The 22762-nt window shown below is 72.4% G+C and carries 20 protein-coding genes; 9 read left to right on the top strand and 11 right to left on the bottom strand.

Annotation, left to right across the window (positions count from 1 at the left end; genetic code table 11):
• Window positions 1-188 precede the first annotated feature (188 nt).
• From ACLV7J_RS15085 to ACLV7J_RS15100, 4 genes are all read right to left on the bottom strand, one after another.
• Window positions 189-1313 (bottom strand): HD domain-containing phosphohydrolase, encoded by a 1125-nt coding sequence (locus ACLV7J_RS15085; RefSeq protein WP_411869885.1) that lies wholly within the window; start codon window positions 1311-1313, stop codon window positions 189-191.
• 67 nt (window positions 1314-1380) lie between these two features.
• Window positions 1381-1686, bottom strand: a complete 306-nt coding sequence (locus ACLV7J_RS15090; protein ID WP_411869886.1) for a hypothetical protein — start codon at window positions 1684-1686, stop codon at window positions 1381-1383.
• 105 nt (window positions 1687-1791) lie between these two features.
• Window positions 1792-2793, bottom strand: coding sequence for a type I glyceraldehyde-3-phosphate dehydrogenase (gap, locus tag ACLV7J_RS15095; RefSeq protein ID WP_411869887.1), 1002 nt, complete (start codon window positions 2791-2793; stop codon window positions 1792-1794).
• A 107-nt stretch (window positions 2794-2900) separates the two neighbouring features.
• The gene (locus ACLV7J_RS15100; RefSeq protein WP_411869888.1) at window positions 2901-3260 is read right to left on the bottom strand and encodes a hypothetical protein; all 360 of its coding nucleotides are present in this window, start codon (window positions 3258-3260) and stop codon (window positions 2901-2903) included.
• A 97-nt stretch (window positions 3261-3357) separates the two neighbouring features.
• Between ACLV7J_RS15100 and ACLV7J_RS15105 the strand changes: the two genes are divergently transcribed.
• Window positions 3358-3654 (top strand): hypothetical protein, encoded by a 297-nt coding sequence (locus ACLV7J_RS15105; protein ID WP_411869889.1) that lies wholly within the window; start codon window positions 3358-3360, stop codon window positions 3652-3654.
• 13 nt (window positions 3655-3667) lie between these two features.
• On the opposite strand, the gene ACLV7J_RS15110 is transcribed toward ACLV7J_RS15105, so the two are convergent.
• Window positions 3668-4192, bottom strand: coding sequence for a hypothetical protein (locus tag ACLV7J_RS15110; protein ID WP_411869890.1), 525 nt, complete (start codon window positions 4190-4192; stop codon window positions 3668-3670).
• A 243-nt stretch (window positions 4193-4435) separates the two neighbouring features.
• Window positions 4436-6304, bottom strand: coding sequence for a GGDEF domain-containing protein (locus tag ACLV7J_RS15115; protein ID WP_411869891.1), 1869 nt, complete (start codon window positions 6302-6304; stop codon window positions 4436-4438).
• A 208-nt stretch (window positions 6305-6512) separates the two neighbouring features.
• Between ACLV7J_RS15115 and ACLV7J_RS15120 the strand changes: the two genes are divergently transcribed.
• The 3 genes from ACLV7J_RS15120 to ACLV7J_RS15130 are packed head-to-tail and all read left to right on the top strand — an operon-like array spanning window position 6513 to window position 9274.
• On the top strand, window positions 6513-7694 hold the full coding sequence (locus ACLV7J_RS15120; protein ID WP_411869892.1) for an iron-containing alcohol dehydrogenase: 1182 nt from the start codon (window positions 6513-6515) through the stop codon (window positions 7692-7694).
• Between the two features lie 22 nt (window positions 7695-7716).
• Window positions 7717-8598, top strand: coding sequence for an alpha/beta fold hydrolase (locus ACLV7J_RS15125; RefSeq protein WP_411869902.1), 882 nt, complete (start codon window positions 7717-7719; stop codon window positions 8596-8598).
• Window positions 8591-9274, top strand: coding sequence for a DUF2993 domain-containing protein (locus ACLV7J_RS15130; RefSeq protein WP_411869893.1), 684 nt, complete (start codon window positions 8591-8593; stop codon window positions 9272-9274). The genes ACLV7J_RS15125 and ACLV7J_RS15130 overlap by 8 nt, the downstream gene beginning before the upstream one ends.
• A 42-nt stretch (window positions 9275-9316) precedes the next feature.
• On the opposite strand, the gene ACLV7J_RS15135 is transcribed toward ACLV7J_RS15130, so the two are convergent.
• From ACLV7J_RS15135 to ACLV7J_RS15145, 3 genes are all read right to left on the bottom strand, one after another.
• A complete protein-coding gene (locus ACLV7J_RS15135; RefSeq protein ID WP_411869894.1) occupies window positions 9317-10225 on the bottom strand; it encodes a phosphatidate cytidylyltransferase in 909 nt (302 codons plus the stop codon).
• A gap of 73 nt (window positions 10226-10298) precedes the next feature.
• Window positions 10299-10922, bottom strand: a complete 624-nt coding sequence (cbiT, locus tag ACLV7J_RS15140) for a precorrin-6Y C5,15-methyltransferase subunit CbiT (protein ID WP_411869895.1) — start codon at window positions 10920-10922, stop codon at window positions 10299-10301.
• Window positions 10923-10933: 11 nt separating this feature from the next.
• Complete coding sequence (locus ACLV7J_RS15145) at window positions 10934-12415, bottom strand: lysine decarboxylase (RefSeq protein WP_411869896.1); 1482 nt, start codon at window positions 12413-12415, stop codon at window positions 10934-10936.
• A 108-nt stretch (window positions 12416-12523) separates the two neighbouring features.
• On the opposite strand from ACLV7J_RS15145, the gene ACLV7J_RS15150 reads away from it, so the two are divergent.
• A complete protein-coding gene (locus ACLV7J_RS15150) occupies window positions 12524-14194 on the top strand; it encodes an ABC1 kinase family protein (protein WP_411869903.1) in 1671 nt (556 codons plus the stop codon).
• A gap of 36 nt (window positions 14195-14230) precedes the next feature.
• On the opposite strand, the gene ACLV7J_RS15155 is transcribed toward ACLV7J_RS15150, so the two are convergent.
• Complete coding sequence (locus ACLV7J_RS15155; RefSeq protein ID WP_411869897.1) at window positions 14231-15457, bottom strand: hypothetical protein; 1227 nt, start codon at window positions 15455-15457, stop codon at window positions 14231-14233.
• On the opposite strand from ACLV7J_RS15155, the gene ACLV7J_RS15160 reads away from it, so the two are divergent.
• The 4 genes from ACLV7J_RS15160 (at window position 15356) to ACLV7J_RS15175 (ending at window position 22028) form a co-directional block, all read left to right on the top strand.
• On the top strand, window positions 15356-16699 hold the full coding sequence (locus ACLV7J_RS15160; RefSeq protein ID WP_411869898.1) for an ABC transporter substrate-binding protein: 1344 nt from the start codon (window positions 15356-15358) through the stop codon (window positions 16697-16699). The genes ACLV7J_RS15155 and ACLV7J_RS15160 overlap by 102 nt on opposite strands.
• A 68-nt stretch (window positions 16700-16767) precedes the next feature.
• Entirely contained in the window at window positions 16768-17256 is a 489-nt protein-coding gene (locus ACLV7J_RS15165; RefSeq protein WP_411869899.1) for a hypothetical protein, read from the top strand.
• Window positions 17257-17400: 144 nt separating this feature from the next.
• Entirely contained in the window at window positions 17401-21069 is a 3669-nt protein-coding gene (locus tag ACLV7J_RS15170; protein WP_411869900.1) for a hypothetical protein, read from the top strand.
• 53 nt (window positions 21070-21122) lie between these two features.
• The gene (locus ACLV7J_RS15175; RefSeq protein WP_411869904.1) at window positions 21123-22028 is read left to right on the top strand and encodes a M48 family metallopeptidase; all 906 of its coding nucleotides are present in this window, start codon (window positions 21123-21125) and stop codon (window positions 22026-22028) included.
• On the opposite strand, the gene ACLV7J_RS15180 is transcribed toward ACLV7J_RS15175, so the two are convergent.
• Window positions 22013-22762 (bottom strand): sigma-70 family RNA polymerase sigma factor (locus tag ACLV7J_RS15180; RefSeq protein ID WP_411869901.1); only part of this gene is annotated, 750 nt, incomplete at its 5' end. The genes ACLV7J_RS15175 and ACLV7J_RS15180 overlap by 16 nt on opposite strands.

The following is a 22762-nucleotide window of genomic DNA, read 5'->3' on the forward strand; positions in this document are numbered from 1 at the left end:
GACCGCCTCTTGAACTTACAACACCGGTGGCTCGCGCCTCCTTCGTCGTAAGTCACCTCAGATTTCCGCTCGGGTTCCCCCGGTGGCTCCTTGGCGCCGCACGCTCGCCTCTCGGCTCCCGCGCAGTCCAAAACCATAACACCCCACTCGCCGCCCAGGCAAACGGTTGGGGGCGTGGCCCCGTCTCCTCAGGGATCGCGGTAGGCGGCCGCAATCGCCTGCCGCTGCTCACGGGCCTCCAGTAGGGCTGACACGCACAGGGGGTCGAGGTGCTGCGCCTGGACCATGTCGTTGAGGATCCGCACGGATTCCTCCTCGCTCAGGGCCGGCTTGTAGACCCGGGCCTGGGTCAGGGCGTCGTAGATGTCGGCCACGGCCACGATGCGGGCCTCCAGGCTGATCTGCTCGCCCTGCAGCCCGAAGGGATAGCCGGTGCCATCGAGCTTCTCGTGGTGGCCGGCCACCACGTTGCGCAGCTGCTCCATCTTTGGATCCGCCACCAGGTGCAGCCCGGCGATCATCTGGTCCACCAGCTCCACGCCGCGCCCCACGTGGTTGTCCATCACCCGCCGCTCCGGAGGGTCGAGGGGGCCGGGCTTGCGCAGCACGGCATCCGGGATCGCCACCTTGCCCACGTCGTGCAGCGCCGCGAACAGGTAGAGGTCTTCGGCGAAATCGGTGCGCAGCCCCAGCTTCGGCCCGAGGGTCATGGCGATCAGGCGGCTGTAGAGCGACACCCGCTCCACGTGGGCGCCGGTTTCGGGGTCGCGCAGGCCGGTCATGCGCAGGGCCAGCTTGACCGCCACCCGCAGGCTGTTCATCACCGCCACCTCGTGGATGAGCAGGGCCCCGATCAGCTCGACGCTGGGGGCCAGCTGCTCCAGGTGCTCCGGGGTGAACACCCCCGGCTCGAAGGCGTTGAAGAACAGGAAGCCCAGCAGCTCGCCGCCCCAGTAGAGGGGCACCGTGTAGGAGGACCGCCAGCGCTGCTCCAGCAGCCAGCGGGTGTGGGGCGAGATCTTCGGCAGCTCAGCCGCCATGTCGTGGATCACCCGGCACTGGCGGGTCTCCGCCAGGTGCTTGAGGGAGGGGATCGACGCCAGCCGGTGGTCGTAGAAGGTGAGGTTCGGCGGCTGGGAGTTGTGGCTGATGTAGGTGCTGAGCAGGTCGTTGCCCGGCTGATACAGGGCAAAGGCCACCCGGTGGATGCTGGGCACCAGGTCCTGGAGCCGGGCATGGAGCAGGGCCAGGCGCTCCGCCAGGGAGAGTCGCTCGTCGAGGGCCTGATAGGCCTGGGGTGTGAACAGGGCCATGGCACCGGGGCACGGAGACAGGCGCGTTGGCACAGCCCGCTGGGCAGCCCACCCGCCTGACCGCGGTCTAGCGCCGGTCGGGATCCGTGTCCTCCAGGGCCGTTTCCAGGGTGGTGAGCAGTAACACCAGGGCGGCGCGCCGGTCGAGCTCCGCACCGGTGACCTGCTCCAGCCACTGGGAGCTGAGGGCCTCGATCTGGTTGAACAGGGTGTTGCCGCTGCGCAGCAGCTCCATCACCCGATCGACGCTGCTCTCGTCCGAATCCGGGATCGGACCCACCACGTAGCGGCGCCCGTCATCGCCCACATAGGTGAGGTTGCCGTCGGCATCGAACACCGGACTGGCGTGGGGCGTGATCGGTTGCTCCTCCATGGCCCGCCCCCCGCCTGGATGTGTGCATCGGTGCCACCGTCATCGTTAGCGACACCGGGCCGCCTGTGCCAACAGCGGTTCAGGCGGGGCGGTTCAGGCGACGGCTCAGCCGACGGTGGCCATGTGGCGGATCAGGTCGATGCACTTGCAGCTGTAGCCCCACTCGTTGTCGTACCAGGCCACCAGCTTCACGAAGGTGTCGGTGAGGGCGATGCCGGCGCCGGCATCGAACACCGAGGTGCAGCTCTCGCCCAGGAAGTCGGTGCTCACCACCTCGTCTTCGGTGTAGCCCAGGATGCCGGCCAGGGGCCCCTCGGAGGCGGCCTTGACGGCGGCCTTGATCTCGGCGTAGCTGGCGGGGCGGGCCAGGTTCACGGTCAGGTCCACCACCGACACGTCGGGGGTGGGAACCCGGAAGGCCATGCCGGTGAGCTTGCCGTTGAGCTCGGGGATCACCCGGCCCACGGCCTTGGCGGCACCGGTGGAGCTGGGGATGATGTTCTGGGCCGCGCCGCGGCCACCACGCCAGTCCTTCACCGAGGGGCCATCCACGGTTTTCTGGGTGGCGGTGGTGGCGTGCACCGTGGTCATCAGACCGTTGACGATGCCGAAGTTGTCGTGGATGACCTTGGCGAGGGGGGCCAGGCAGTTGGTGGTGCAGCTGGCGTTGGAGACGATCGGCTGGCCGGCGTAGGTGGTGTGGTTGACCCCCATCACGAAGATCGGGGTGTCGTCCTTGGAGGGAGCCGACATCACCACGCGCCTGGCGCCGGCGTTGATGTGGGCCTGGGCGGCCTCCTCGGTGAGGAAGAAGCCGGTGCTCTCCAGCACGTAGTCGGCCCCGACGGCGCCCCAGTTGAGATTGTTCGGATCGCGCTCGGCGGTGATGCGGATCCCCCGGCCGTTCACCACCAGCTGGCCGTTCTCCACCCGCACATCGCCCTGGAAGCGGCCATGGGTGGAGTCGTAGCGGAGCATGTAGCTCAGGTACTCCACATCGATCAGGTCGTTGATGGCCACGACCTCCACATCGCCCAGGGAGATGGCACGGCGGAAGGCCAGACGGCCGATGCGGCCAAAACCGTTGATGCCGATGCGGATGGTCATCGCTTCGCTCCTGGGCAGCGGATGGGAGGGATGGGGCCACCCTACGGTCCGCCCTGCAGGGCTTCCCGGCCGCTCCATCGAGCAGCCGGACGGTGCCCTGCCGTCCCTCAGGCCGGCAGGGCACCGTCGCGGTCGGAGCGGAACACCAGATCCAGCTGGGGCATGGCGCTGGCGGCGAGATCGAGCATGCGCGCAAACACGGCGCGGGTCTGGGGGGCGCCCTGGCCCATGGCCTCACGGCTCATCAGCACCAGCTCCAGCACCGGTCCGTCCAGCTTGGCCTGCACGTCGGCGAAGAGCTGCAGCCGCTGGGTTTCGCCGCCGCCGCGCACCAGGGCACTGAGGTGGGCGGGGGTGCGGTGGTCGACCTCGGCCTCCAGCCCCTCCAGCACCGGCTGCAGCTGATCAAGCAGCTCCACCGAGGTCACGGGGGATCGCGGCTTGAGCATCAGCAGGAAGCGGGCCATGGGTGACAGCGGATAGGGCATCTTCGCGGATCGCCCTCTGGCGGGGGCGGGCCGGCGCCACAACCACCAGCATGGAATCAGCCATCGCCCCGTGCCCGTGCCGCGCCGTTCCCCAGGGTTGAAGCGGCACCTGGGGCGGCTGGGGGCCCCGGCCCTCGGGCTGGGGCTGCTGCTGGCGGCCGGTGAGGCCCGGGCCGGGCTGCAGGACCTGCTGATCCGCCAGTTCTGCCTGGCGGCGATCCGCGAGGAGGTGGCGCACACCGGCAAGCCGGCCCCGCCCGAGCTGGCGACCAGCACCTGCGACTGCGTGGTGGAGCGGATCAACGCCGGCATGGACCTGGAGGCCGCCAAGCAGGTCTGCCTCAGCCGGGCACGCGAGCGCTTCGGGCTCTGACGGGGCGACGCCCTCAGCCCTCCTTGTCGCCGGCGGAGAACTGATCGCTGAGCAGGCGCCGCTGGTATTCGGCCGCCAGGGCGCTGAGGTGGGCCCGGGCCGGCGCGGTCAGGCTGGCGTCGATCTGGTCGAAGGCGCGCCCCTCGGGCACGGGCATGCCCAGCACCAGCGCCAGGGCGTCGAACAGCCGCACCTGGTCGTTCTGCCAGGCCTGGTAGTCGCCGGCGAGCTCCACCAGATCGTCCTCGGCGATGCGGCCGGCCTGCACCTCGCTGCGCACGTTCTGCACCTGGGCCAGCCGGGCCGAGGTGACGACCGCATGGGCGGCCCCCAGGGCCGCCAGGGCGTCGGTGGCCTCACGCTTGAGAACGGCCAGATCGCGGCTGAGCACCGCCCGCTCCACCGACAGCGGTGGGCGCACCCCCGGGCGCTTGGCCAGGGGCGCGGCCCGGCGCCGCTCCGGCCGCGCGGCCGGCGGCGGTTCAGGGCCGCCGTCATCCGGCGGGGGGAGCGCCGGGGCCGTGTCGCTGGCGGGCACGGGGGCGGCGGGACCGCTGGACGGGGGCTGCAGGGCCGCTCCCCAGCGCATCAACAGGCCCCCGACCCTGGAACGCCATCCACGCCGTGCCATGCATCCCCACCGGGTTCAGGAATCCAATCTGGCGCCAACCGACGCCGATGGCAGCCGTGGAGATCGGGATAGCCCGAGGCGGACATCCGCACCGGGCCCGGGACATGGCCGCCGGTGCCCAGGCCCGGGAGCCTGGGAACCGGCGGGGTGTCACTGGTGCACCACCTGATTGCGGCCCGCGCGCTTGGCCAGGTAGAGGGCGCGATCCACCCGCTCCATCAGGGTCTCGGCGCTGTCGCTGTCGGGGCGGAAATCACTCACCCCCACGCTGATGGTGACGCGCAGGGGGCCCTCCGGCGCGGCGGTTTCGGCCTGGCTCACCAGCTGGCGGTGCTGCTCGGCCAGCAGCAGGGCATCCAGCTCGCTGCAGTCGAGCAGCAGGATCACGAACTCCTCACCGCCGATGCGGAAGAAGGCATCGGTCGCCCGCAGGCGGGTGCGCACGCTGTCGGCCACGGTGCGCAGCACCAGATCGCCGACGGGATGGCCGTGGCTGTCGTTGATGGCCTTGAAGTGGTCAATGTCGAAGCAGAGCAGCGACAGGGGCTCCCCCCGGCGCCGGGCCTGCAGCAGCACGGTCCCCAGCTGGTCGTCGAGGGCGCGGCGGTTCAGGCACTCGGTCAGGGAGTCGGTGCGGCTGAGGGTGGCCAGTTCGTCGCGGGAGGACGCCAGGGCCTGGTTGGCCTGCTGCAGCTCGCCGGTGAGCAGGTTCACCCGGGCGATGCGGGCGTTGATCTGATCCACGAGCGCCCGCAGCTCCCCCACCGCCGACAGGCTGAGGGTGGGGATGAGGTGACTGGCGACGGCGGGCTCGGTGGCACCGGGGCCGGGACCGGCCACCTGCAGCGGCTGCAGGATCTTGCGGAATTCCGACAGCACCAGCCGCCCCACCAGCTCGCTCACCAGGGCCCCCGCCACCAGCACGGTGGTGAACAGGCTGAGCATCAGGGACGACTGGTCCTGGAGCCGGATCACATTGGCCTTGGCGGGCTCCAGCACCTGCACCTCGATCGTGGCGCGGCCGGGGGGGGCCGGCTGGCCGTTGGCGTCAAAACCGCCGCTGTAGGCCCAGTAGCCGTTCACCCACTGCTTGAGCAGGGGCATGGGACGGCGCGGAATCAGAATGGCGAGGTCGCGGGGATGCAGGTAGCGGCGACCGCCATCGCGGAAGTCGCGGTCGATGCGGGCAAAGAGGGCCGGATCCGAGCTGATCGCCTGGCCACCGTCGTCCAGGCGCCGGTAGGCCACATCGCCCAGGCGCAGGGTCCCGACCGGCCCAGGCCGCAGATCCTCGGGGGGGGTGTGGGCCACGGCGGAGGCGGCCGTGCTGAGCACGTCGAGAACTCCGTTCTGGGTCGCGATCCGCAGCTGGTTGCTGGCAATCAGCGTGAGCCCAGCGGTGGGCACGGTGATGGCCGTGAGCACCAGGGCGACGAACACGCCCCGCAGGGTCACCAGCTGTTCGGAGCGCCGGCTGACGGTGAGCCGCAGCACCAGAAAGATGACGAAGGCCAGCGAGGTGTTGACCAGGCCGTTGAGGGCCTGCTTCACCGCCACCACCGCCACGTTGGACTGGTCGATCTGCAGGACGCCGCCATAGAAGACCAGCACCAGCGGCACGCCGATCAGGGCCCAGTAGGCGATGTCCCAGAGGATGATCTGGCCGTTCGAGTCGTTGCTGCGGGGCCCGTTCCAGCGGTTGATCGCCAGAGAGAGCCAGAGCAGTTCGCCCGTGAAGATCACGATCGCCCAGGGATGGCCCCAGAGCTTCCAGGTGTAGAGGCTGGCCAGAGCGGCCATGGCCAGGCCCGTCCAGCCGCGCCAGAGCAGCAGGGCCAGCACGGCGGCCGTGGAGCCGAGCAGCAGATGGACGCCGAAGAAGAGCGGCAACGGCCAGATGGTGCCCAGCACGGCCAGGGCCGTGAGCACGACCACCGCCAGGCGGCGGCCCGGAGTGAAGGCCCAGCCGGAGCCCACCGCTGGCCGCGGAGGCTTGGGAGGAGCGGAAGCCTCAGCCATGGAGGCGTGCGGGGAGATGGAGACGGGCCGGACCAGCGGTGGCTAGGGGCAGGGCGGCGCAGGCTCGTGCCATCTCACTACCCCATCTGCGGTTGGTTCATTATGCCGAGACTGCCCAGAGCGAGCCACTCGGCAGCCCCGGGCGCGGCCAGGCCCGGCGCGCCGGCTGCCGGGCGACTTTTACATTGAAGATTCCCTGCGAGCCCCCATGAGCGCCAGCGCCCGTCGGCCCGCCGCCGCAGCCCCCCGGGTGGCCCCCGCCAGGGCGGAGGTTCCCGGCCACCAGAGCCACGCGATTGCCCCGGCCAGCGTGCTGCGGGGCCCGTCGGCCTGGCGGGAGGCCGTGCCGGCCATCGCCGCCCTGGCCCAGCGACCGCTGCTGCTGGGCCGCAGCGCCGGCACCGCCGCGCTGCGCCGTCAGCTCCTGGCGGACCTGACGGCCGCCGGCCTGCGCGGTGAGAGCGCGGCGCTGCGCCACGACTGCTGCGAGCAGGATCTGGCCCCGATCGCCGCCCAGGCCACAGCCGCCGGCTGCGACGCGGTGATCGCCATCGGCGGCGGCAAGGTGCTCGATGCCGGCAAGCTGCTGGCCCACCGTCTGGGGCTGGCCTGCGTCACGGTGCCCACCAGCGCCGCCACCTGCGCGGGCTGGACCGCCCTGGCCAACCTGTATTCCCCGGCCGGCGCCTTCGAGGGCGATGTGGCCCTGGCCCGCTGCCCCGACCTGCTGGTGTTCGACCACGGCCTGGTGCGCCAGGCGCCGGCGCGCACCCTGGCCAGCGGCATCGCCGATGCCATGGCCAAGTGGTACGAGGCCTCGGTGAGCAGTGGCGCCAGCACGGACGGGCTGGTGCAACAGGCCGTGCAGCAGGCCCGGGTGCTGCGCGATCAACTGCTGCTGGAGGCCGGCGCCGCCCTGGCCGACCCCCACGGCGACGCCTGGATCCGGGTGGCGGAGGCCTCGGCCCTCACCGCCGGTCTGATCGGCGGCATCGGCGGTGCCCGCTGCCGCACGGTGGCGGCCCATGCCGTGCACAACGGCCTCACCCAGCTGGAGGCCTGCCACGGTGCCCTGCACGGCGAGAAGGTGGGCTTCGGGATCCTGGTGCAGCTGCGGCTCGAGGAGGTGCTGGGCGGCAACCGCCTGGCGGCCCAGGCCCGGCGCCAGCTGCTGACCTTCTTCCGGGAGCTGGGCCTGCCGGTGGACCTGGCAGCCCTGGGCCTGGGCGGCGCCAGCCTGGAGCAGCTGCAGCAGGTGTGCACCTTTGCCTGCCGCGAGGGCTCCGACCTGCACCATCTGCCCTTCCCGGTGTCGAGCACGGACCTGCTGGCCGCCCTGGTGAGCACCACGGCCTGCAGCGACGGCGCGGCCGGCGCGGGGCAGGCCTGAGCCCTTGGACACCTCCCTGCTGATGCCCCAGCAGCGGCTGCTCGAGCAGGCCGCCGCCAGCCTGCTGGATCCCCTGGGCCGCCAGCTGGCGACCGCCGTGGAGTGGTGGACGCTGCCCGGGCTGCCGCTGCAGTGGCCCGTGGCGGTGCTCGGCCAGGGGCCACCGCTGCTGCTGCTGCATGGCTTCGACAGTTCGCTGCTGGAATTCCGGCGCCTGGCGCCGCTGCTGGCCGGCGACCACCAGCTGGTGATCCCCGACCTGTTCGGCTTCGGCTTCTGCCCCCGCCCCACCGCCGCGGCCTATGGGCCCGAAGCGGTGCTGGGGCACCTGGAGGCGCTGCTGCAGGTGCTGGAGAGCCGCTGGCCAGGCCCCGTGGCGGTGGTCGGCGCCTCCATGGGCGGCTCGGTGGCCGTGGAACTGGCCCGCCGTTGCCCCGATCGGATCGCACGGCTGCTGCTGCTGGCCCCCGCCGGCCTCACGGGCCGCTCCATGCCCCTGCCGCCCCCGCTGGCGGGCCTGGGGGCCCGGTTCCTGGGGCTGCCGGGGATCCGCCGCGGCCTCTGCCGCAGCGCCTTTGCCGATCCCGACCGGGACGTGGGGCCGGCGGAACTGGAGATCGCCTCGCTGCACCTGGCCAGCCCCAACTGGGCCGGCGCCCTGGCGGCCTTCGCCAGCAGCGGCGGCTTCGCCGGCTGCGGCGCCCCCCTGCCGCCCCAGCCGCTCCAGGTGCTCTGGGGCAGCAACGACCGCATCCTCAGGCCGGCCCAGAAGCGGGCGGCCCTGGCTCTGTTAGGAGAGCGGGTCGAGGAGCTGGAGCACTGCGGCCACCTGCCCCACATCGATCGACCTGCCGAGGTGGCGCGCACCTGGCGGACCCTCCCTGAGCGAGCACCCCATGGCTGACGACGGCAACGCCCCCGAATCCGGACCACCCGCAGGCGCCCCTGCCGGCGGCGCCCCCAGCTCCGGGCCGCTGCTCTCGCTGCTGGCCAGCGGCCTGGAGCTCTGGATCCGCCAGCAGTGCGATGCGGTGGAGAGCCTGGAGCTGCAGCTGCACGGCTCGGCGCTGCAGCTGCTGCGCGGTCGGCTGGAGGGGGTGACCCTGCTGGCCCGGCGGGTGGTGTTCAACGCCCTGGAGATCGAGCTGATGGAACTGCGCAGCGAGGCGATCCAGGTGCAGGTGGGCAACCTGCTCAAGGGCAAGGCGCTGCAGCTCGACCATCCCTTTCTGGTGCGCGGCCAGGCCGCCTTCACCGGCGAGGGCCTGAGCCGCTCCCTCGCCGCCCCCCAGTGGCGCAGCCTGGGTGACCAGCTCGCCGAGACCCTGCTGGGCCTCTCGCCCCTGCAGGACCTGCGCATCGTCCGCGACAGCCTGGTGCTGGCGGCCCAGGCCAGCGTCGACCACCAGCGGGTGGAACTGGAGACCCGGCCCCGGGCCGTGGACGGCGACCTGGAGATCCAGGCACTGCAGGGCGACCACCGCTACCGCCTGCCGGGGGATCCCAACATCCGGATCGAGGCGGCCAACCTGGAGGGGGGCATGCTGCAGCTGCATGGGGAGGCGCGGGTCTCGCCCTGATGGGCAGACCCGGATGGGCGGCCTGATCCGCCGCGGCCGGCCTCAGCGGATCAGGGGCAGCAGCAGCGTCACCACATAGAAGAAGACCGCCGGGGTGAACAGGTAGCTGTCGATCCGATCGAGGATGCCGCCGTGGCCTGGGATCACGTCGCCGGAATCCTTCACCCCTGCCCCCCGCTTCATCATCGACTCGGTGAGGTCGCCCACCAGGGCGAACACGGCCACCACCCCGCCCAGCAGGCCACCCACGGCCCAGCCCCAGTGCCAGCCGAGCAGTTCGCCCCAGAAGGCCCCCAGCAGCGCAGCGCAGCCGAGCCCGCCGATGGCCCCCTCCACCGTCTTGCCGGGGGAGACCGGCGAGAGGGGATGGCGGCCGAGCCGCCGGCCGATCACGTAGGAGCCAATGTCGGTGGCGACGATCAGCAGGCAGGCCATCAGCATCAGCACCATCCCCGCGCTCACCGGCGGCCAGCCGGGCGGCCAGCCCGCCAGCCGCGGCGCCAGGGCCAGGTCGGTGAGATCCCGCAGGCGGATCCAGTGGCTTGGCAGAAAGCCCAGATAGAAGAAGCCGAAGATCGAGGCGGAGATGTCGGCGATGCTGCCGGTGACCGGCTGCAGCAGCAGCCAGCCGCAGATCGCCGCGCCCGAGAGCGGCAGCATGGCCGCCGCCAGGTCAGCGGCGAAGCCGATGCCCGCATCGCCACCGTTGGCCCACTGGGTGGTGAGCAGCAGCAGCTGGCTGAGCACCAGGGTGGTCTTCACGGCCGGGCGGATCCCGCTGCGCTGGGCCATGCGGAAATACTCCTGCAGGCCGAGGTGCACGATCACCCCCATCGCCACGGTGAACCACCAGCCCCCCAGGCCCACCACCAGCAGGCCGAAGCCACCGGCGGCATAGCCGCTCAGCAGGCGCTGGGGGGAGGTGCGGGGGCGGGGGGCGACGGGGACCAAGGGGTGGCGGGGGCGGAGTCAGGGGGACCGGCTTGGGGGCAGCGGTTCCGGGAACCGGGTGGGAGCGGCGGGGTCAGGCCGAGCCCGGTCGCTCGGCGGCGATCAGGAACAGGGGTTCGGCCGCCGCCAGCCGGGCCTGGCTGCCGCGGCGCTGCATGCGGTGCACCGTGGCCTGCACCACCTGCAGATCCCGGGCATCCAGCTGGCCGAGGGTATCGGTGGCGTCCACCAGGCCCTCCAGGCTGGCGGTGCTGATCACCAGGCGCCCACCGGGCTGCAGGGCCCGCCACACCCGCACCAGCACGTCGCGCAGGGGCCGGCCCACCTCCAGCAGCACCCGATCGGGGTGGGGCGGCAGCTGTTCCAGGCCCTCGGGCGCGGCACCGGCATGGATGTGCAGGTTGGTGATGCCGAACCGGCGGCGGTTGCGCTCCAGCAGCTCGATCGCATCGGGATCCCGCTCCAGGGTGTGCACCGAGCCGGCGGGCATCAGCCGGGCGATCTCCAGGGCGAGGGCGCCGGTGCCGCCGCCCACGTCCCAGACGAGCGAATCGGGCCGGGGACGCAGGTGGGCCAGCAGCATCACCCGCAGCTCCATCGGGGTGGGGCTGAAGCCGGGGGCGTCGTCGAACACGGCATCGGGCAGGCCCGGCGTGACGAAATCCCACTGGAAGGGGCCGTCGCTTGCCGCCCGCATCGCCCCGCCCATCAGGCCACAACCGGTACCGTATCAGCGATCTGCCCGGGCCACAGATCCACCTGGCGGCGCAGCCAGGCGGCCCGCGCCGGATCGATGCGCTCGCCGGGAATCAGCAGCGGGATGCCGGGGGGATAGGGGCAGAGCGGCCGGGCGGCGATGCGCCCCTCCAGCTCCGCCAGGGGCGCCGCCAGGGCGGGGGCCCGCCAGGCCTGGCCCAGGGGCAGCTCCGGCTCCGCCACCAGCGGCAGGGGCGGCGGTGTGAAGGGGGGCAGCGGCGCACCGCCCAGGGCGCGGCCCAGGGCGAGCAGGGCCCCCGGCAGGCGCCGCTCCAGGCCCGGCGGCGGGTTCAGCCCCAGGCAGAAGGTGAGGCAGCCGGGCTCCGGCAGCTCGGCGATCACGCCCCGCTCCAGCAGCCAGGCATCGGCCGCGAGCCCGTTGATGCCCAGGTCCGCCGTGCACAGCGTGAGCCGCAGCGGATCCTGGGCCGGCAGCAGCGGCAGGCCGGCGGCCTCGAGCCGGCCCCGCAGGCGATGGGCGCGGGCCAGGGCAGCAGCCAAATGGCGGCGACCGCCCGGGCCGTGCAGGTGGGTGAGGCTGGCCTCGGCGGAGGCCAGCAGCAGGGCACTGGGGCTGGAGGTCTGCAGCCAGAGCAAGGCCCGCTCCAGCCGGCCGGGATCGGGGCCGGAGCGAGCGGGATCGGGGCCGGAATGGCCGAGGGCCCGAGGCCCCAGCAGCAGCACGGCGCTCTGGGCCAGGCCGCCGGCGGCCTTCTGCAGCGACTGCACCACCAGATCGGCGCCGCAGGCCAGGGCCGCGGGGGGGAGTCCGGGCGCCAGGCCGCCGTGGGCGCCGTGGGCCTCGTCCACCAGCACCGGCAGGCCATGGCGGTGGGCCGTGGCGATCAGGCCCGCCAGATCGCCCGCCAGGCCCTGGTAGCTGGGGGACACCAGCACCACCGCCGCCAGGGGACCCTCGGCCAGGGCCGCGGCCAGAACCTGCTCCAGGTGCCCCGGGCTGGGGGGCAGCCACAGGCCGCTGGCCGGATCGAAGGGGAGGTCGAACAGCACCGGCCGCAGCTGGCCCAGCAGGCAGCCGTGCAGCAGGGAGCGGTGCAGATTGCGGGGCAGCAGCACCCGCTGGCCCGGATCGGCCAGCCCCAGCAGCGCCGCCTGCAGCAGGCCGCTGGCGCCATTGACGCCGAACCAGCAGCGCTCGGCCCCCAGCAGCGCCGCCGCCGCCGCCTGGGCCACGGCCACGGCGCCGTCGGGCTCGAGGGGCCCGCCCAGCTCCGGCAGCTCCGGCAGATCCCAGCTGCCGGGCGGCCGCCGCAACAGGGCCGCCAGCGGCGGCGCCAGGGCCCGGCCGCGGCCGTGGGCCGGCAGGTGCAGAGGCAGCGGGCGCCGCAGCCCGGGCTGCCGCCAGGGGCGGGGCCAGGCCAGGCGCCACCGCCCCGCCTCGGCCTCGCCCCGCAGCAGCTCCAGCAGGCCCATGGCGGTCGGGGCGGTCTTCCTAGAGTCTGGGCTCCGCCTGCCCCGCCGCGCTTGGCCCCGACGCCCACCGCCACCGCGCCCGTCCGTCGGAGCCTCGCCAACGGGTCGCTGCCCGGCCGCAGCGGCGAGCCCGCCGCCCCCAGCTACGACCCGGCGGCCGACCTGCGCTGGCTGCTGGCCCGCCCCTGGATCTTCGTAGGCCGGCTGGTGACCGTGCTCTGGCAGCTCGGCAGCCTGGCCCTGGTGCTGCTGACCCAGGGCAACAGCAGCGATCCGAAGGTGCACCAGCGCCTGGGCCGGCGCATCCTCACCACCCTCACCAACCTGGGGCCCTGCTTCATCAAGGTGGGCCAGGCCCTCTCCACCCGCCCCGACCTGGTGCGGCGCGACTGGCTGGAGGAACTCACCAAGCTGCAGGACGACCTGCCTGCCTTCCCCCACGCGATCGCCCTGCAGACGATCGAGGAGGAGCTGGGGGCACCCGCCAGCCAGCTGTTCGAGGAGTTCCCCGACTACCCGGTGGCGGCGGCCAGCCTCGGCCAGGTGTACCGGGCCCGGCCCGTGGGCGGCGGCTGGGTGGCGGTGAAGGTGCAGCGGCCGGATCTGGCCTTCCAGCTGCGCCGCGACCTGGTGCTGATCCGGCTGCTGGGGGTGCTCAGCGCGCCGCTGCTGCCCCTCAACCTGGGCTTCGGCCTCGGCGAGATCATCGATGAATTCGGCCGCAGCCTGTTCGAGGAGATCGACTACCGCCGCGAAGCCGACAACGCCGAGCGCTTCGCCCGCCTGTTTGCCGACAACCCCGCCGTGGTCGTGCCGCGGGTGGACCGGCTGCTCTCGGCCCGGCGGGTGCTCTGCACCACCTGGATCCACGGCACCAAGCTGCAGGAGCGCCAGGCCCTGGAGGCCCAGCAGCTCGATCCGGCGGCCCTGATCCGCACGGGCGTGATCGCCGGCCTGCAGCAGCTGCTGGAGTTCGGCTACTTCCACGCCGATCCCCACCCCGGCAACCTCTTCGCCCTGCCGGGCAGGACCGGAGCCCTGGGCCACGTGGCCTACGTGGACTTCGGAATGATGGATTCGATCAGCGACAGCGACCGCCTCACCCTCACCGGCGCGGTGGTGCACCTGATCAACCGCGACTTCGCCGCCCTGGCCCAGGACTTCGTGGATCTGGGCTTCCTCAACCCCAGCACCGAGCTCACCCCGATCATCCCGGCCCTGGAGGAGGTGCTCGGCGGCACCCTGGGCGACAACGTGGGCTCCTTCAACTTCAAGGCGATCACCGATCGCTTCTCGGAGCTGATGTATGCCTACCCCTTCCGGGTGCCGGCCCGCTTCGCCCTGATCATCCGGGCGGTCGTGAGCCAGGAGGGCCTGGCGATGCGGCTCGATCCCAGCTTCCGGATCATCCGCGTGGCCTATCCCTACGTGGCCCGGCGCCTGCTGGCCGGCGACACCGCCGAGATGCGGGAGAAGCTGCTGGAGGTGATCTTCGATGGCACGGGCCGGCTGCGGATCGAGCGGCTCGAAAACCTGCTGACAGTCGTGGAGAACGACGAGGCCGGCGCCGACCTGCTGCCCGTGGCCGGCGCCGGCCTGCGGCTGCTGCTGGGCAAGGAGGGCAGCAGCCTGCGCCAGCGGCTGCTGCTGAGCCTGGTGCAGGACGACCGCCTCGACACCGCCGACCTGCGCAGCCTGGCCGGCCTGCTGCGGCGCACCTTCTCGCCCCGCAAGCTGGCGGGCGGCATGCTGGCGCGGCTCAACCCGCTGGCGGCCTGACTGGGCCGGGGGCCCGTTCCACCCGGAGGGGGCCGCTCAACCCGAGGGAATCGATAGCCAGCAGACGCCGATGGCCAAGGTGGCCACGAACACCACCGTCAGCGGCCAGACCTCATCGAGCCGCTGCAGCCGTGCCTGCTGCAGCTGGCGCTGCTCGCCGGGCTCGAGCGCCTCGAGATCGGCGTAGCGCTTGCCGATCCAGATCACCAGCACGAAGGCGATCAGGGTCAGCACGTAGGCCACCACATACACCTGATCCAGGAAGGTGAGGTAGGGCAGATCCGGCAGGCTGGAGCGATAGGCCTGCTGCAGGAACACCAGGGTCAGCAGAATCGTGACCGGAATGCTGGAACGCACGTCCTGGAGGTCGGTGCGCAGCTTGAAGACCAGCAGCACCATCGCCATCACCACTATCAGGGGCAACAACAGCCTCCAGAAGGACGACCAGGCTGATGTGCCATAGGACAGATCAAAGACGACCTGGCTGTAGTCGTTCTCGGCGCCGCCGAGGCCGAAGTTGGTGGCGTAGTGGTGGCGATATTCAGCGATCGACCAGCCCAGGTTGAGCCAGCCGATGATGTCGGCGTACACGCCCATGCCGCTGTCCTTCACATCGGGCAGCAGGCGCAGGTTGCCGTAGCCGAGCTCGCCATCGGGATCATTGACCTCCAGCACCATCGGCAGCCCGAGCTGCAGGAAGGGGAAGCGCCTGAAGTTGATGTTGTCGATGTAGAAGGACCCCTGGAAACTGAACAGCTGGTAATAGCGGTCTCCCGGCAGGGCAATGGGCTTGTCCCCCACCGGCTGCAGGGCCTCCTGCACGGGGGCACCCAACAGGTTGAGGGGAACCACCAGCTGATTGATGGCCACTGAGCTCTGCTCGAGATAGCGCTGCATCGCCCCATCCCAGTTCATCCACACGTAACCGCTGCCGGCATAGCTGGGAACGCGCAGATCCAGGTTGTAGTTGTTGGTGCTGTAGACACCCACATACACCTTGTAGCGAGCAGCCTCGAGGTCGCGCTGGTCACCCTCCTCCTCTGCCGGGCTCAGCCGATCCCCCCGCAGCACGGCCGTCACGGGCGCCGAACCTGCGGCACCGCCGGTGGTCAGGGCCCGGGGTGAGGAGGCCAGGCGCAGGAAATCGCGGGACTCGACCCCGTGGATCTCGATCTGTCCCAGGCTGAACAGCACCATCAGCAGGGCCAGCAGCACGGCCACCAGCGCCAGCACGTTCCATCGCCGCTGCCTGCGTGGCACCATCGCGGCCCGGCCCCATCGTGGGCCCTGAACCTACGGCCACGGCCGGGATCGCCCCCTGGACAGGGCCACGGCGGGCGGCCTAGAGAGTGGGGGCCCGGCCCGAGCGTTCTGCCTGCCCTCCACCCGCTGGTCGCCGGCCCCCTCCTCCTGGCGGCCGCGACGACCGGCCTGCAGGCGCCCGTTCCCCTGCCACCGATCCGCCTCGGCCAATCCGCCCCCCTCTCGGGACCTTCGGCCCAGCTGGGGCAGGAATACCGGGAAGGAGCTCAGGCCTACTTCGCCCAGGTGAACCGTGGGGGCGGAGTGCATGGCCGCCGGATCGAACTGATCAGCCGCGACGATCGCTACGAGCCGTCGCGCACCCTGGCGAACACCCGGGCCCTCCTGGATCAGGACAAGGTGTTCGCCCTCTTCGGCTACGTGGGCACCCCCACCACCCAGGCGATCCTGCCGCTGGTGGATGCCCGCCGGGTGCCGCTGATCGCGCCCCTGAGCGGGGCGCAGCTGCTGCGCCATCCCCCGCGCCCGATGGTGTTCAACCTGCGTCCCAGCTACCAGCGGGAACTGGACCAGAGCATCACCTATCTGGTGCGCTCCGGCCGCCATCGCATCGCCGTGGTCTACCAGGCGGATGCCTACGGCCAGGACGGCCTGCTGGGGGCGCGGCGGGCGCTGCGGCGCCACGGACTCGAGCCCGTGGCCACGGCGGCGGTGCAGCGCAACAGCCTGCGCAATGGCGCCGCCGCCAGCAGCGTCGCCATGGCCCGGCCCAACGGCGTGGTGCTTGTGACGGCCTACGGCACCGCTGCGGACCTGATCCGACGCCTGCACCGCCTCGGCAGCCGGGCCCAGGTGATGAACGTGTCGTTCGTGGGCACCCGGGCCCTGCGGGACGCCCTGCCGCCCACTCTCGCCAATGGCATCGGCGTGAGCCAGGTGGTGCCCTTCCCCTGGGATGGCCGCCTGCCGGTGGTGCGCGAGTACCAGCAGCTGATGCGGCGGCAGCAGCGGCAACCCCACTTCGGCTTCTCCAGCCTGGAGGGATTCCTGGCGGCCAAGGTCACCGTGGAGGCCCTGCGCCGGGCCGGGCCCCGCCCCGACCGCCCGGGCTTCGTCGCGGCTCTGGAGAGCCTGCGCTCCACGGATCTGGGGGGATTCCGGGTCTCCTTCGCCCCCGGCGACCATGAGGGCAGCGACTTCGTGGAACTCACCTTCCTCGGATCCCAGCACTGGGAACCCTGAGGCGCCAACGCGGCCTGCCTGGGCTGGCCTAGGGTCGCGCCCAGTCCGATCCGCCCCTGAAGCTGCCGATGGCAACCCTGCCCGCCGACGTGACCCTGGCCCCGGTCGACGAGCTTCAGGCGCTCGCCGATGCGGCCAGCGGCCTGTTCGGCGACCTGGACGCCGACGAGATCCTGCTGGAATTCGCCCCCTACCTGCAGCCCCCCTACGTGCTGGCGGGGATCGGCCTGGCCATGGGCATCCTCTGCGGCCTCACCTTCGCCAAGCTGGTGCAGAACCGGCTGGAGGGCTGGAAGCAGGACCGTCTGGCGCTGCTGCCCCTGGGCAGCCTGGAGACCAACCTGCCCTACAGCGGCATCATCATCGGCATCACCCTGTTCATCGGCGGCAGCCTGCAGGTGTTCGGCTTCGCCTCCGGGGCGGCCCTGCTGGTGGCGCTGCTGCTGTCGCTGGCGACGGCCGGGGCCCTGTGGGTGCAGCTGGAGCGGCTGATGACCCAGGTGGAGAACGGCACCTTCAAGGCGGTGGATTTCGACAACTTCGACCAGTTCTTCTGATCGAAGCCGGCCCAGAGAGTCAGTGCCGGACGACCCACCGGAACGCCTCAGGGACCAACAACAAAGCATCACAGCAACAGCCCGGTCCATAGCCAGCAACGGGCTTGGCGGCTAGGCAACGGGAAGTAGGGGCTGGGCCTGCCCATGGCCGAGACGCTGGTGTTCCTGGCCGTCGTGGGGACGGTGGGGCTGCTGCTGGTGCTGGCCCTGGCCTCCGTCGCGGTGCTGCTGGGGGGGCCGGGACGCCTGCGGCAACGCCTCGAGCGGCTCGAGGCCAAGCTGGGCCGGCTGGATCTGCGGCTGGCGGAGCTGGTGCTGCAGCTGCAGTCGCTGGATGAGCGGCTGGATCGGCTGCAGCAGCAGCGGCAGCAGCCCAATGGGACCGGCAGCATCGCCCCGGAGCCAGGGGCGCAGGACCAGCTTCCGCCGCCCCAGCCGTTGCCGGGACGCCCTGGGGCCGAACGGCCTCAGGTCACCCAGCAGCCCTCCCGGGACGAGCGCAGCCACCCATCCGGGGGCCTGCGGCCTCCTGAGGTGGCGCCGACCAGGGCCCCAGCCGGGGTGCCGTCACCAGCGCCGGCCAGCGCCCCTGCCCCAGCGCCACCAGGGCCACCAGCACCGCCCTCGCCCACCGAGGCGCCCCTGCCGGCAGCAGCCCAGGCGTCAGCAGCCCCACCGCCACCGCCAACGGCCGCACCACCCACGGCCCCGCCCCGGGCCGCCCGGCCGCAGCCCAGGCCCCGCAGCCCCCAGAGCCGCCAGGTCTGGCGGCGCCTGGAGCGGCTGGTGAGTGAGAACTGGACCGGGATCCTGGGGGTGGTGGTGGTGGTGGCCGGCGTCACCTTCGCGGCCATCAACGTGGCCCTGCGCCTGGATGCCTTCCAGCGCTTCCTGCTGACGCTGCTGGCGGCGGCGGCCCTGAGCCTGCCCTCACCGCTGATCGGCCGGCGGGACCCCTGGCGCAACCTCAGCGACTGGATGCGCAGCGGCGGCGCAGCCCTGGCCCTGTTTGCCTGCACGGCCGCCGGGGGCCTGCCCCAGCTGGGGCTGCAGTGGATCCACAGCCCCGGCCCCGCCCTGGCCCTGGTGAGCCTGGGGGTGGTGCTCAACCTGGCCCTGGCCGGCATCGCCCGCACCGAGGCGATCGCATCGCTGCACGTGGTGGTGAACCTGGTGCCGCTGCTGATCGTGCCCCAGACGGGCCTCACCCTGGCCATCGCCAGCGCCGTGGCCCTGGTGGGCTATGGGCTGCCCTTGCGGCGGCGCTGGAACCGGCACCTGCTGCTGGTGACCTGGGCCTACGCCGCCTACCACGCCTCCTGGTTCGTCCGCTGCCAGGCCCTGCTGGAGGACGGGGGCGAGCTGCGCACCGGCGCGGCCCTGGCGGCGGTGCTGGTGTTCGGCGGCGGAGCGCTGCTGCAGCACCGCGGCCGGGCCCTGCAGCCTCGGCTGGAGGCCCTGCCCCTGGCCCTGCAGCTGAGCAACTGGGGCGCCCTGGGCCTGGCGCTGCTGGTCTATCCCCAGCAGGCGGCGGCGCGGGCCACGGCCCTGGCCCTCGCCGCCGCCGTCGCGCTGCTGCTGGGCCTGCGGGCGCGGCGGGACGGCCTGGGCTGGCTGCACCTCAGCGATGTGCTGGTGGCCCAGGCCCTGGCCGTGGCGGCGCTGCTGAGCCTGCAGCCGCTGATCGCCAACACGCCGCTGCTGCTGGGCACCCTGCAGCTGGAGTGCCTGCTGTTCCTCGGCCTGGGGGTGCTGGAGGGGGAGGCCACGATCCGCCGCATCGGCTGGGGGCTGACGCTGCTGACGGGATCCGCCCTAGCCCTGGGCGGGCTGGTGGAGGCGGTCCAGGTGCCTGGGCCTGCGGCCCAGCTCCAGACCAGCGCGGTGCTGCTCGGCGCCGCGGCCCTGGGCTGCGCCAGCCAGGGGCTGCTGCAGCGCCGCGGCGTGGCCGTGCCCCTGCCGCCGCTGCTGGGCTGGGTGATCGCGGCCCAGGTGTGGGTGGGCACCTGCCTGACGGCGCCCGAGGCCTGGCGGCCCGGCCTGACCCTGGTGGCGATGGGTGCCCTGGTGGGGCTGGCCCGCCGGCACCAGCTGCCCGGGCTGCTGGCGGGCCTGGCGACCGCCGTGGGACTGGCCCACCTGCAGGGCTGGTTCTGGATCCTGCAACACCAGCCCTGGCAGGCGGCCGGGCTGCTACAGCACCTGCTGCCGCTGCTGGCCCTGGCACTGCTGCTGCTCTGGAACCGCCGGGACCCCTGGCCCCGCCGCTGCGGCTGGGTGCTGGTGCAGGGCAGTGGGGCGGTGCTGATCCTGGGCAGCGCCGTCCAGGGCCTGCTGGCGGTGGAGGGCGATCGTCTGGGGGTCCACGTGGCCGTGCTGCTGAGCGGCGCCGGCCTCACCGCCCTGCTGCAGGTGCTGCTGGAGCGCCGGGCCATGCCCCAGCCCTGGCCGCCGCTGCTGGGTTGGATGGCCGCGGGCCTGGCCACCAGCGGCGCGCTGCTCGTGCCGCAGCAGAACTGGCGGGATCCGGTGGCGCTGCTGGCCCTGGGAGCGCTGCTGGGCCTGGCCCGCTGGCGGCGGCCGGCGGGGCTGCTGGCGGGCAGCGCCACGGCGGTGCTGCTGCTGCATGGCTGGCGCTGGCTGACCCTGCTGCTGGACCACCCCTGGGCTACGGGGCCACTGCTGGCGCGGCTGCTGCCCCTGGTGGGCCTGGCCCTGGCGCTGATCTGGGCGGCCCGCCGCAGCAGCCTGCGCCGGCTGGGCATCGACCTGCTCGGCCTCAACGCGGGCCTGGGGGCCTTCCTGCTGTTCGATCCCCTCTCCCCCCTGATCCCCGGCGTGGCCTGGCTGGTGCTGGCCCTGATCGCCCTGGAGAGCGCCAACCGCCTGCCCCGCGCCGATGCCCTGCACGCCCTGGGCCTCGGCCTGGGCTACCTCACGGCCTTCGGCGGCTCCTATCTGCTGGTCATCAGCCAGAGCCCGGCCTACCTCAGCCTGGGCCCCCTGAGCCTGCGGGGGCGGCTGCTGATCGAGCTGTTCGCGATCGCGGTGCTGCTCTACTGGTGGTTCTTCCACGCCGGCAGCCGCCTGGCGCAGCTGCAGCTGTGGCGCCGCGTGCAGCCGTGCCTGCTGGAGGCGGCGCTGCTGGGGGTGGGGCTCACCATCCTGAGCGAGATCACCGTGCTGTGGCGGCCGGTGGCCTGGTCGCTGCTGGCCCTGGCCCTGCTGAGCACGCCGCTGCGACGCCTGTTCGCCGCGCGCCTGCAGGTGTACTCGGTGATCTTCTACTGGCTGGCGGTGGCGACCCTGGTGGCCATGCTCAGCACCCTGGAGTCGCCGTCGGCCCAGTGGTGGGCCCAGCCCCAGCAGATCGGCCTGGTGGCGATCGGCCTGCAGCTGGGCTACATCGTGGCCTCCCACCGCTGGCTCGACCTCGAGCAGCTGCGCCAGCCGGGCGGCCTCGCGCCCCTGGTCTGGATCGGCCAGCGGGTGGCGAACCAGCGCAACCGCTGGCTCTACTACCCGATGTTCGCCGCGGTGGCCTACTACCTGGCCCTCCGCTACGACCGCTCCCTGCTCACCCTGCTCTGGGCGGCCGAGGCCTTCGCCATCTACGTGCTGAGCGCGGTGCTGCGGGAGGGGCAGTTCCGCGTGGTGGCGCTGCTGGGGCTCGGGGGCTGCCTGCTGCGGCTGCTGGCGATCGACATGGCCCAGGCCGACCTGGGCCTGCGGGGCCTGGTGTTCATCGGCGTGGGCCTGCTGATGCTGGCCATGAACGCCATCTACAACCGCTTCCGGAGCCGCTTCGAATGAACGCCGATCCCGACGGGCCTCAATCAGAGCGCCAAGGTCGGTGGCGGTTGGCGGTGCTGGCCGTGCTGCTGGCGGGCGGTGCGGGGCTGATCGGCCTGCTGGCACGCAACCGGCCCGCCAGCCCGCTGCAGACCTCGCTGGCGATGCCGTTTCAGCTGCTGGGCACGCCGGTGCAGCTGGCGGACCGACTGGCCAGCCGGGCGATCCCGGTCGGGAGCCTGCAGGAGCGGCAGCTGGGGGACACCTTCCGGCGCCGCTACGAAGCCCAGATCCAACCGGGCGATGCCAACCAGGCCTACCTGGACGGGCTGATGCCGCCGCTGCGGCGCCACGCCCGCCGGCCGTTCCCCTACCGGGCCTTCCTGATCGGCCGCTGCGGCAGTCCCAACGCCTGGGCCCTGCCGGGGGGCGTGATCCTGGTGAGCCAGGAGCTGCTGGAGCAGCTGGGCTCGGAGGCGGAGCTGATGGCGGTGCTGGCCCATGAGCTGGGCCACATCGAGCTGGGCCACAGCTTTGATGCCGTGCGCTTCCGGCTGCTGGCCCGTCGTGGGGGCATCGAACCGCTCGGCCAGCTCGCCGATGGGGCGGCCCGGCTGCTGCTGCTGCAGAGCTACAGCAAGGCGGCGGAGCACGAGGCCGACGACTATGCCTACGCCCTGATGCTGGCCAGTCGCTACGACCCGGCGGCCCAGGGCCGCGCCTTCGGGGCCATCAACCGGGCCCATGGCGGCGGGGATCGGGCCGAGCGCCACGCCGATCCCCTGCGGGACCTGCTGCGCTCCCATCCCCCCGGCGCCCTGCGCGAGGCCGACTACGCCCAGCGGGCTGCCGCCTGGTGGCGCCAGCACCCCAGCGAGCGGCGCTACGTGGGGGCCGCCAACCTGCAGCGGCGCCAGCCGCTGGAGCAGCTGGACCTCGCCCAGGAGTGGGTGGGCGGTGCGGCTCAGGCGGCCAGGTAGCCCACAAGATCCATCGACAGCCGACGCACCTCATCGATGGCCTTGCGCTCCAGGCTGCGGGTGCGATCACGGCTCATGCCCAGTTCGCGGGCGATCGAGCTGAGGCTCATCGGCTCATCGGCCTCGATGCCGTAGCGCATCTTCAGCACCCGACCCTGCAGGTCCGGCAGACGCTCCAGCAGCGCCCGCATGTCGCCCCGCAGGCACTCGCCATCCACCAGCTCCTCCGGCTGGCTGCCATCCGCCGCCAGCAGGTCCAGCAGCTCCGTGTCCTCCCCGTCGCCCACCTTCGTCTCCAGGCTCACCGGCTGGCGGGCCCGGCACAGCAGATCCTTCACCTCCTCCTCCGGCAGCTCCACCGCCTCCGCCAGTTCCGTGATCGTGGGCGTGCGGCCCAGTTCCTGGCTCAGTTCCCGCTGACCTTTCTTGAGTTTGTTCAGCGTCTCGGTGATGTGGATCGGCAGCCGGATCGTGCGGCTCTTCTCCGCGATCGCCCGCGTGATCCCCTGCCGGATCCACCAGTACGCATACGTACTGAACTTGTAGCCCCGCGTCGGGTCGAACTTCTCCACGCCCCGCACCAGCCCGATCGTGCCCTCCTGGATCAGGTCCAGCAGTTCCATGTTCCGCTTGGTGTATTTCTTCGCCACGCTCACCACCAGCCGCAGGTTCGCCGCCACCATCCGCTCCTTCGCCCGGCGGCCGCCCTTCAGGCGCTTGCGCAGCTGCACCAC

It is taken from the genome of Vulcanococcus limneticus LL, from assembly GCF_943369875.1.
GTDB classification, from domain to species: domain Bacteria; phylum Cyanobacteriota; class Cyanobacteriia; order PCC-6307; family Cyanobiaceae; genus Vulcanococcus; species Vulcanococcus limneticus_A.

What these genes read in the sequence shown, in the direction of transcription:
- ACLV7J_RS15115 (WP_411869891.1), bottom strand. Translation starts at nt 6,304, where the DNA reads ATGGCTGAGGCTTCCGCTCCTCCCAAGCCTCCGCGGCCAGCGGTGGGC.
- ACLV7J_RS15120 (WP_411869892.1), top strand. Translation starts at nt 6,513, where the DNA reads ATGAGCGCCAGCGCCCGTCGGCCCGCCGCCGCAGCCCCCCGGGTGGCC.
- ACLV7J_RS15170 (WP_411869900.1), top strand. Translation starts at nt 17,401, where the DNA reads ATGGCCGAGACGCTGGTGTTCCTGGCCGTCGTGGGGACGGTGGGGCTG.
- gap (WP_411869887.1), bottom strand. Translation starts at nt 2,793, where the DNA reads ATGACCATCCGCATCGGCATCAACGGTTTTGGCCGCATCGGCCGTCTG.
- ACLV7J_RS15090 (WP_411869886.1), bottom strand. Translation starts at nt 1,686, where the DNA reads ATGGAGGAGCAACCGATCACGCCCCACGCCAGTCCGGTGTTCGATGCC.
- ACLV7J_RS15165 (WP_411869899.1), top strand. Translation starts at nt 16,768, where the DNA reads ATGGCAACCCTGCCCGCCGACGTGACCCTGGCCCCGGTCGACGAGCTT.
- ACLV7J_RS15100 (WP_411869888.1), bottom strand. Translation starts at nt 3,260, where the DNA reads ATGGCCCGCTTCCTGCTGATGCTCAAGCCGCGATCCCCCGTGACCTCG.
- cbiT (WP_411869895.1), bottom strand. Translation starts at nt 10,922, where the DNA reads ATGCGGGCGGCAAGCGACGGCCCCTTCCAGTGGGATTTCGTCACGCCG.
- ACLV7J_RS15145 (WP_411869896.1), bottom strand. Translation starts at nt 12,415, where the DNA reads ATGGGCCTGCTGGAGCTGCTGCGGGGCGAGGCCGAGGCGGGGCGGTGG.
- ACLV7J_RS15085 (WP_411869885.1), bottom strand. Translation starts at nt 1,313, where the DNA reads ATGGCCCTGTTCACACCCCAGGCCTATCAGGCCCTCGACGAGCGACTC.
- ACLV7J_RS15130 (WP_411869893.1), top strand. Translation starts at nt 8,591, where the DNA reads ATGGCTGACGACGGCAACGCCCCCGAATCCGGACCACCCGCAGGCGCC.
- ACLV7J_RS15155 (WP_411869897.1), bottom strand. Translation starts at nt 15,457, where the DNA reads ATGGTGCCACGCAGGCAGCGGCGATGGAACGTGCTGGCGCTGGTGGCC.
- ACLV7J_RS15125 (WP_411869902.1), top strand. Translation starts at nt 7,717, where the DNA reads ATGCCCCAGCAGCGGCTGCTCGAGCAGGCCGCCGCCAGCCTGCTGGAT.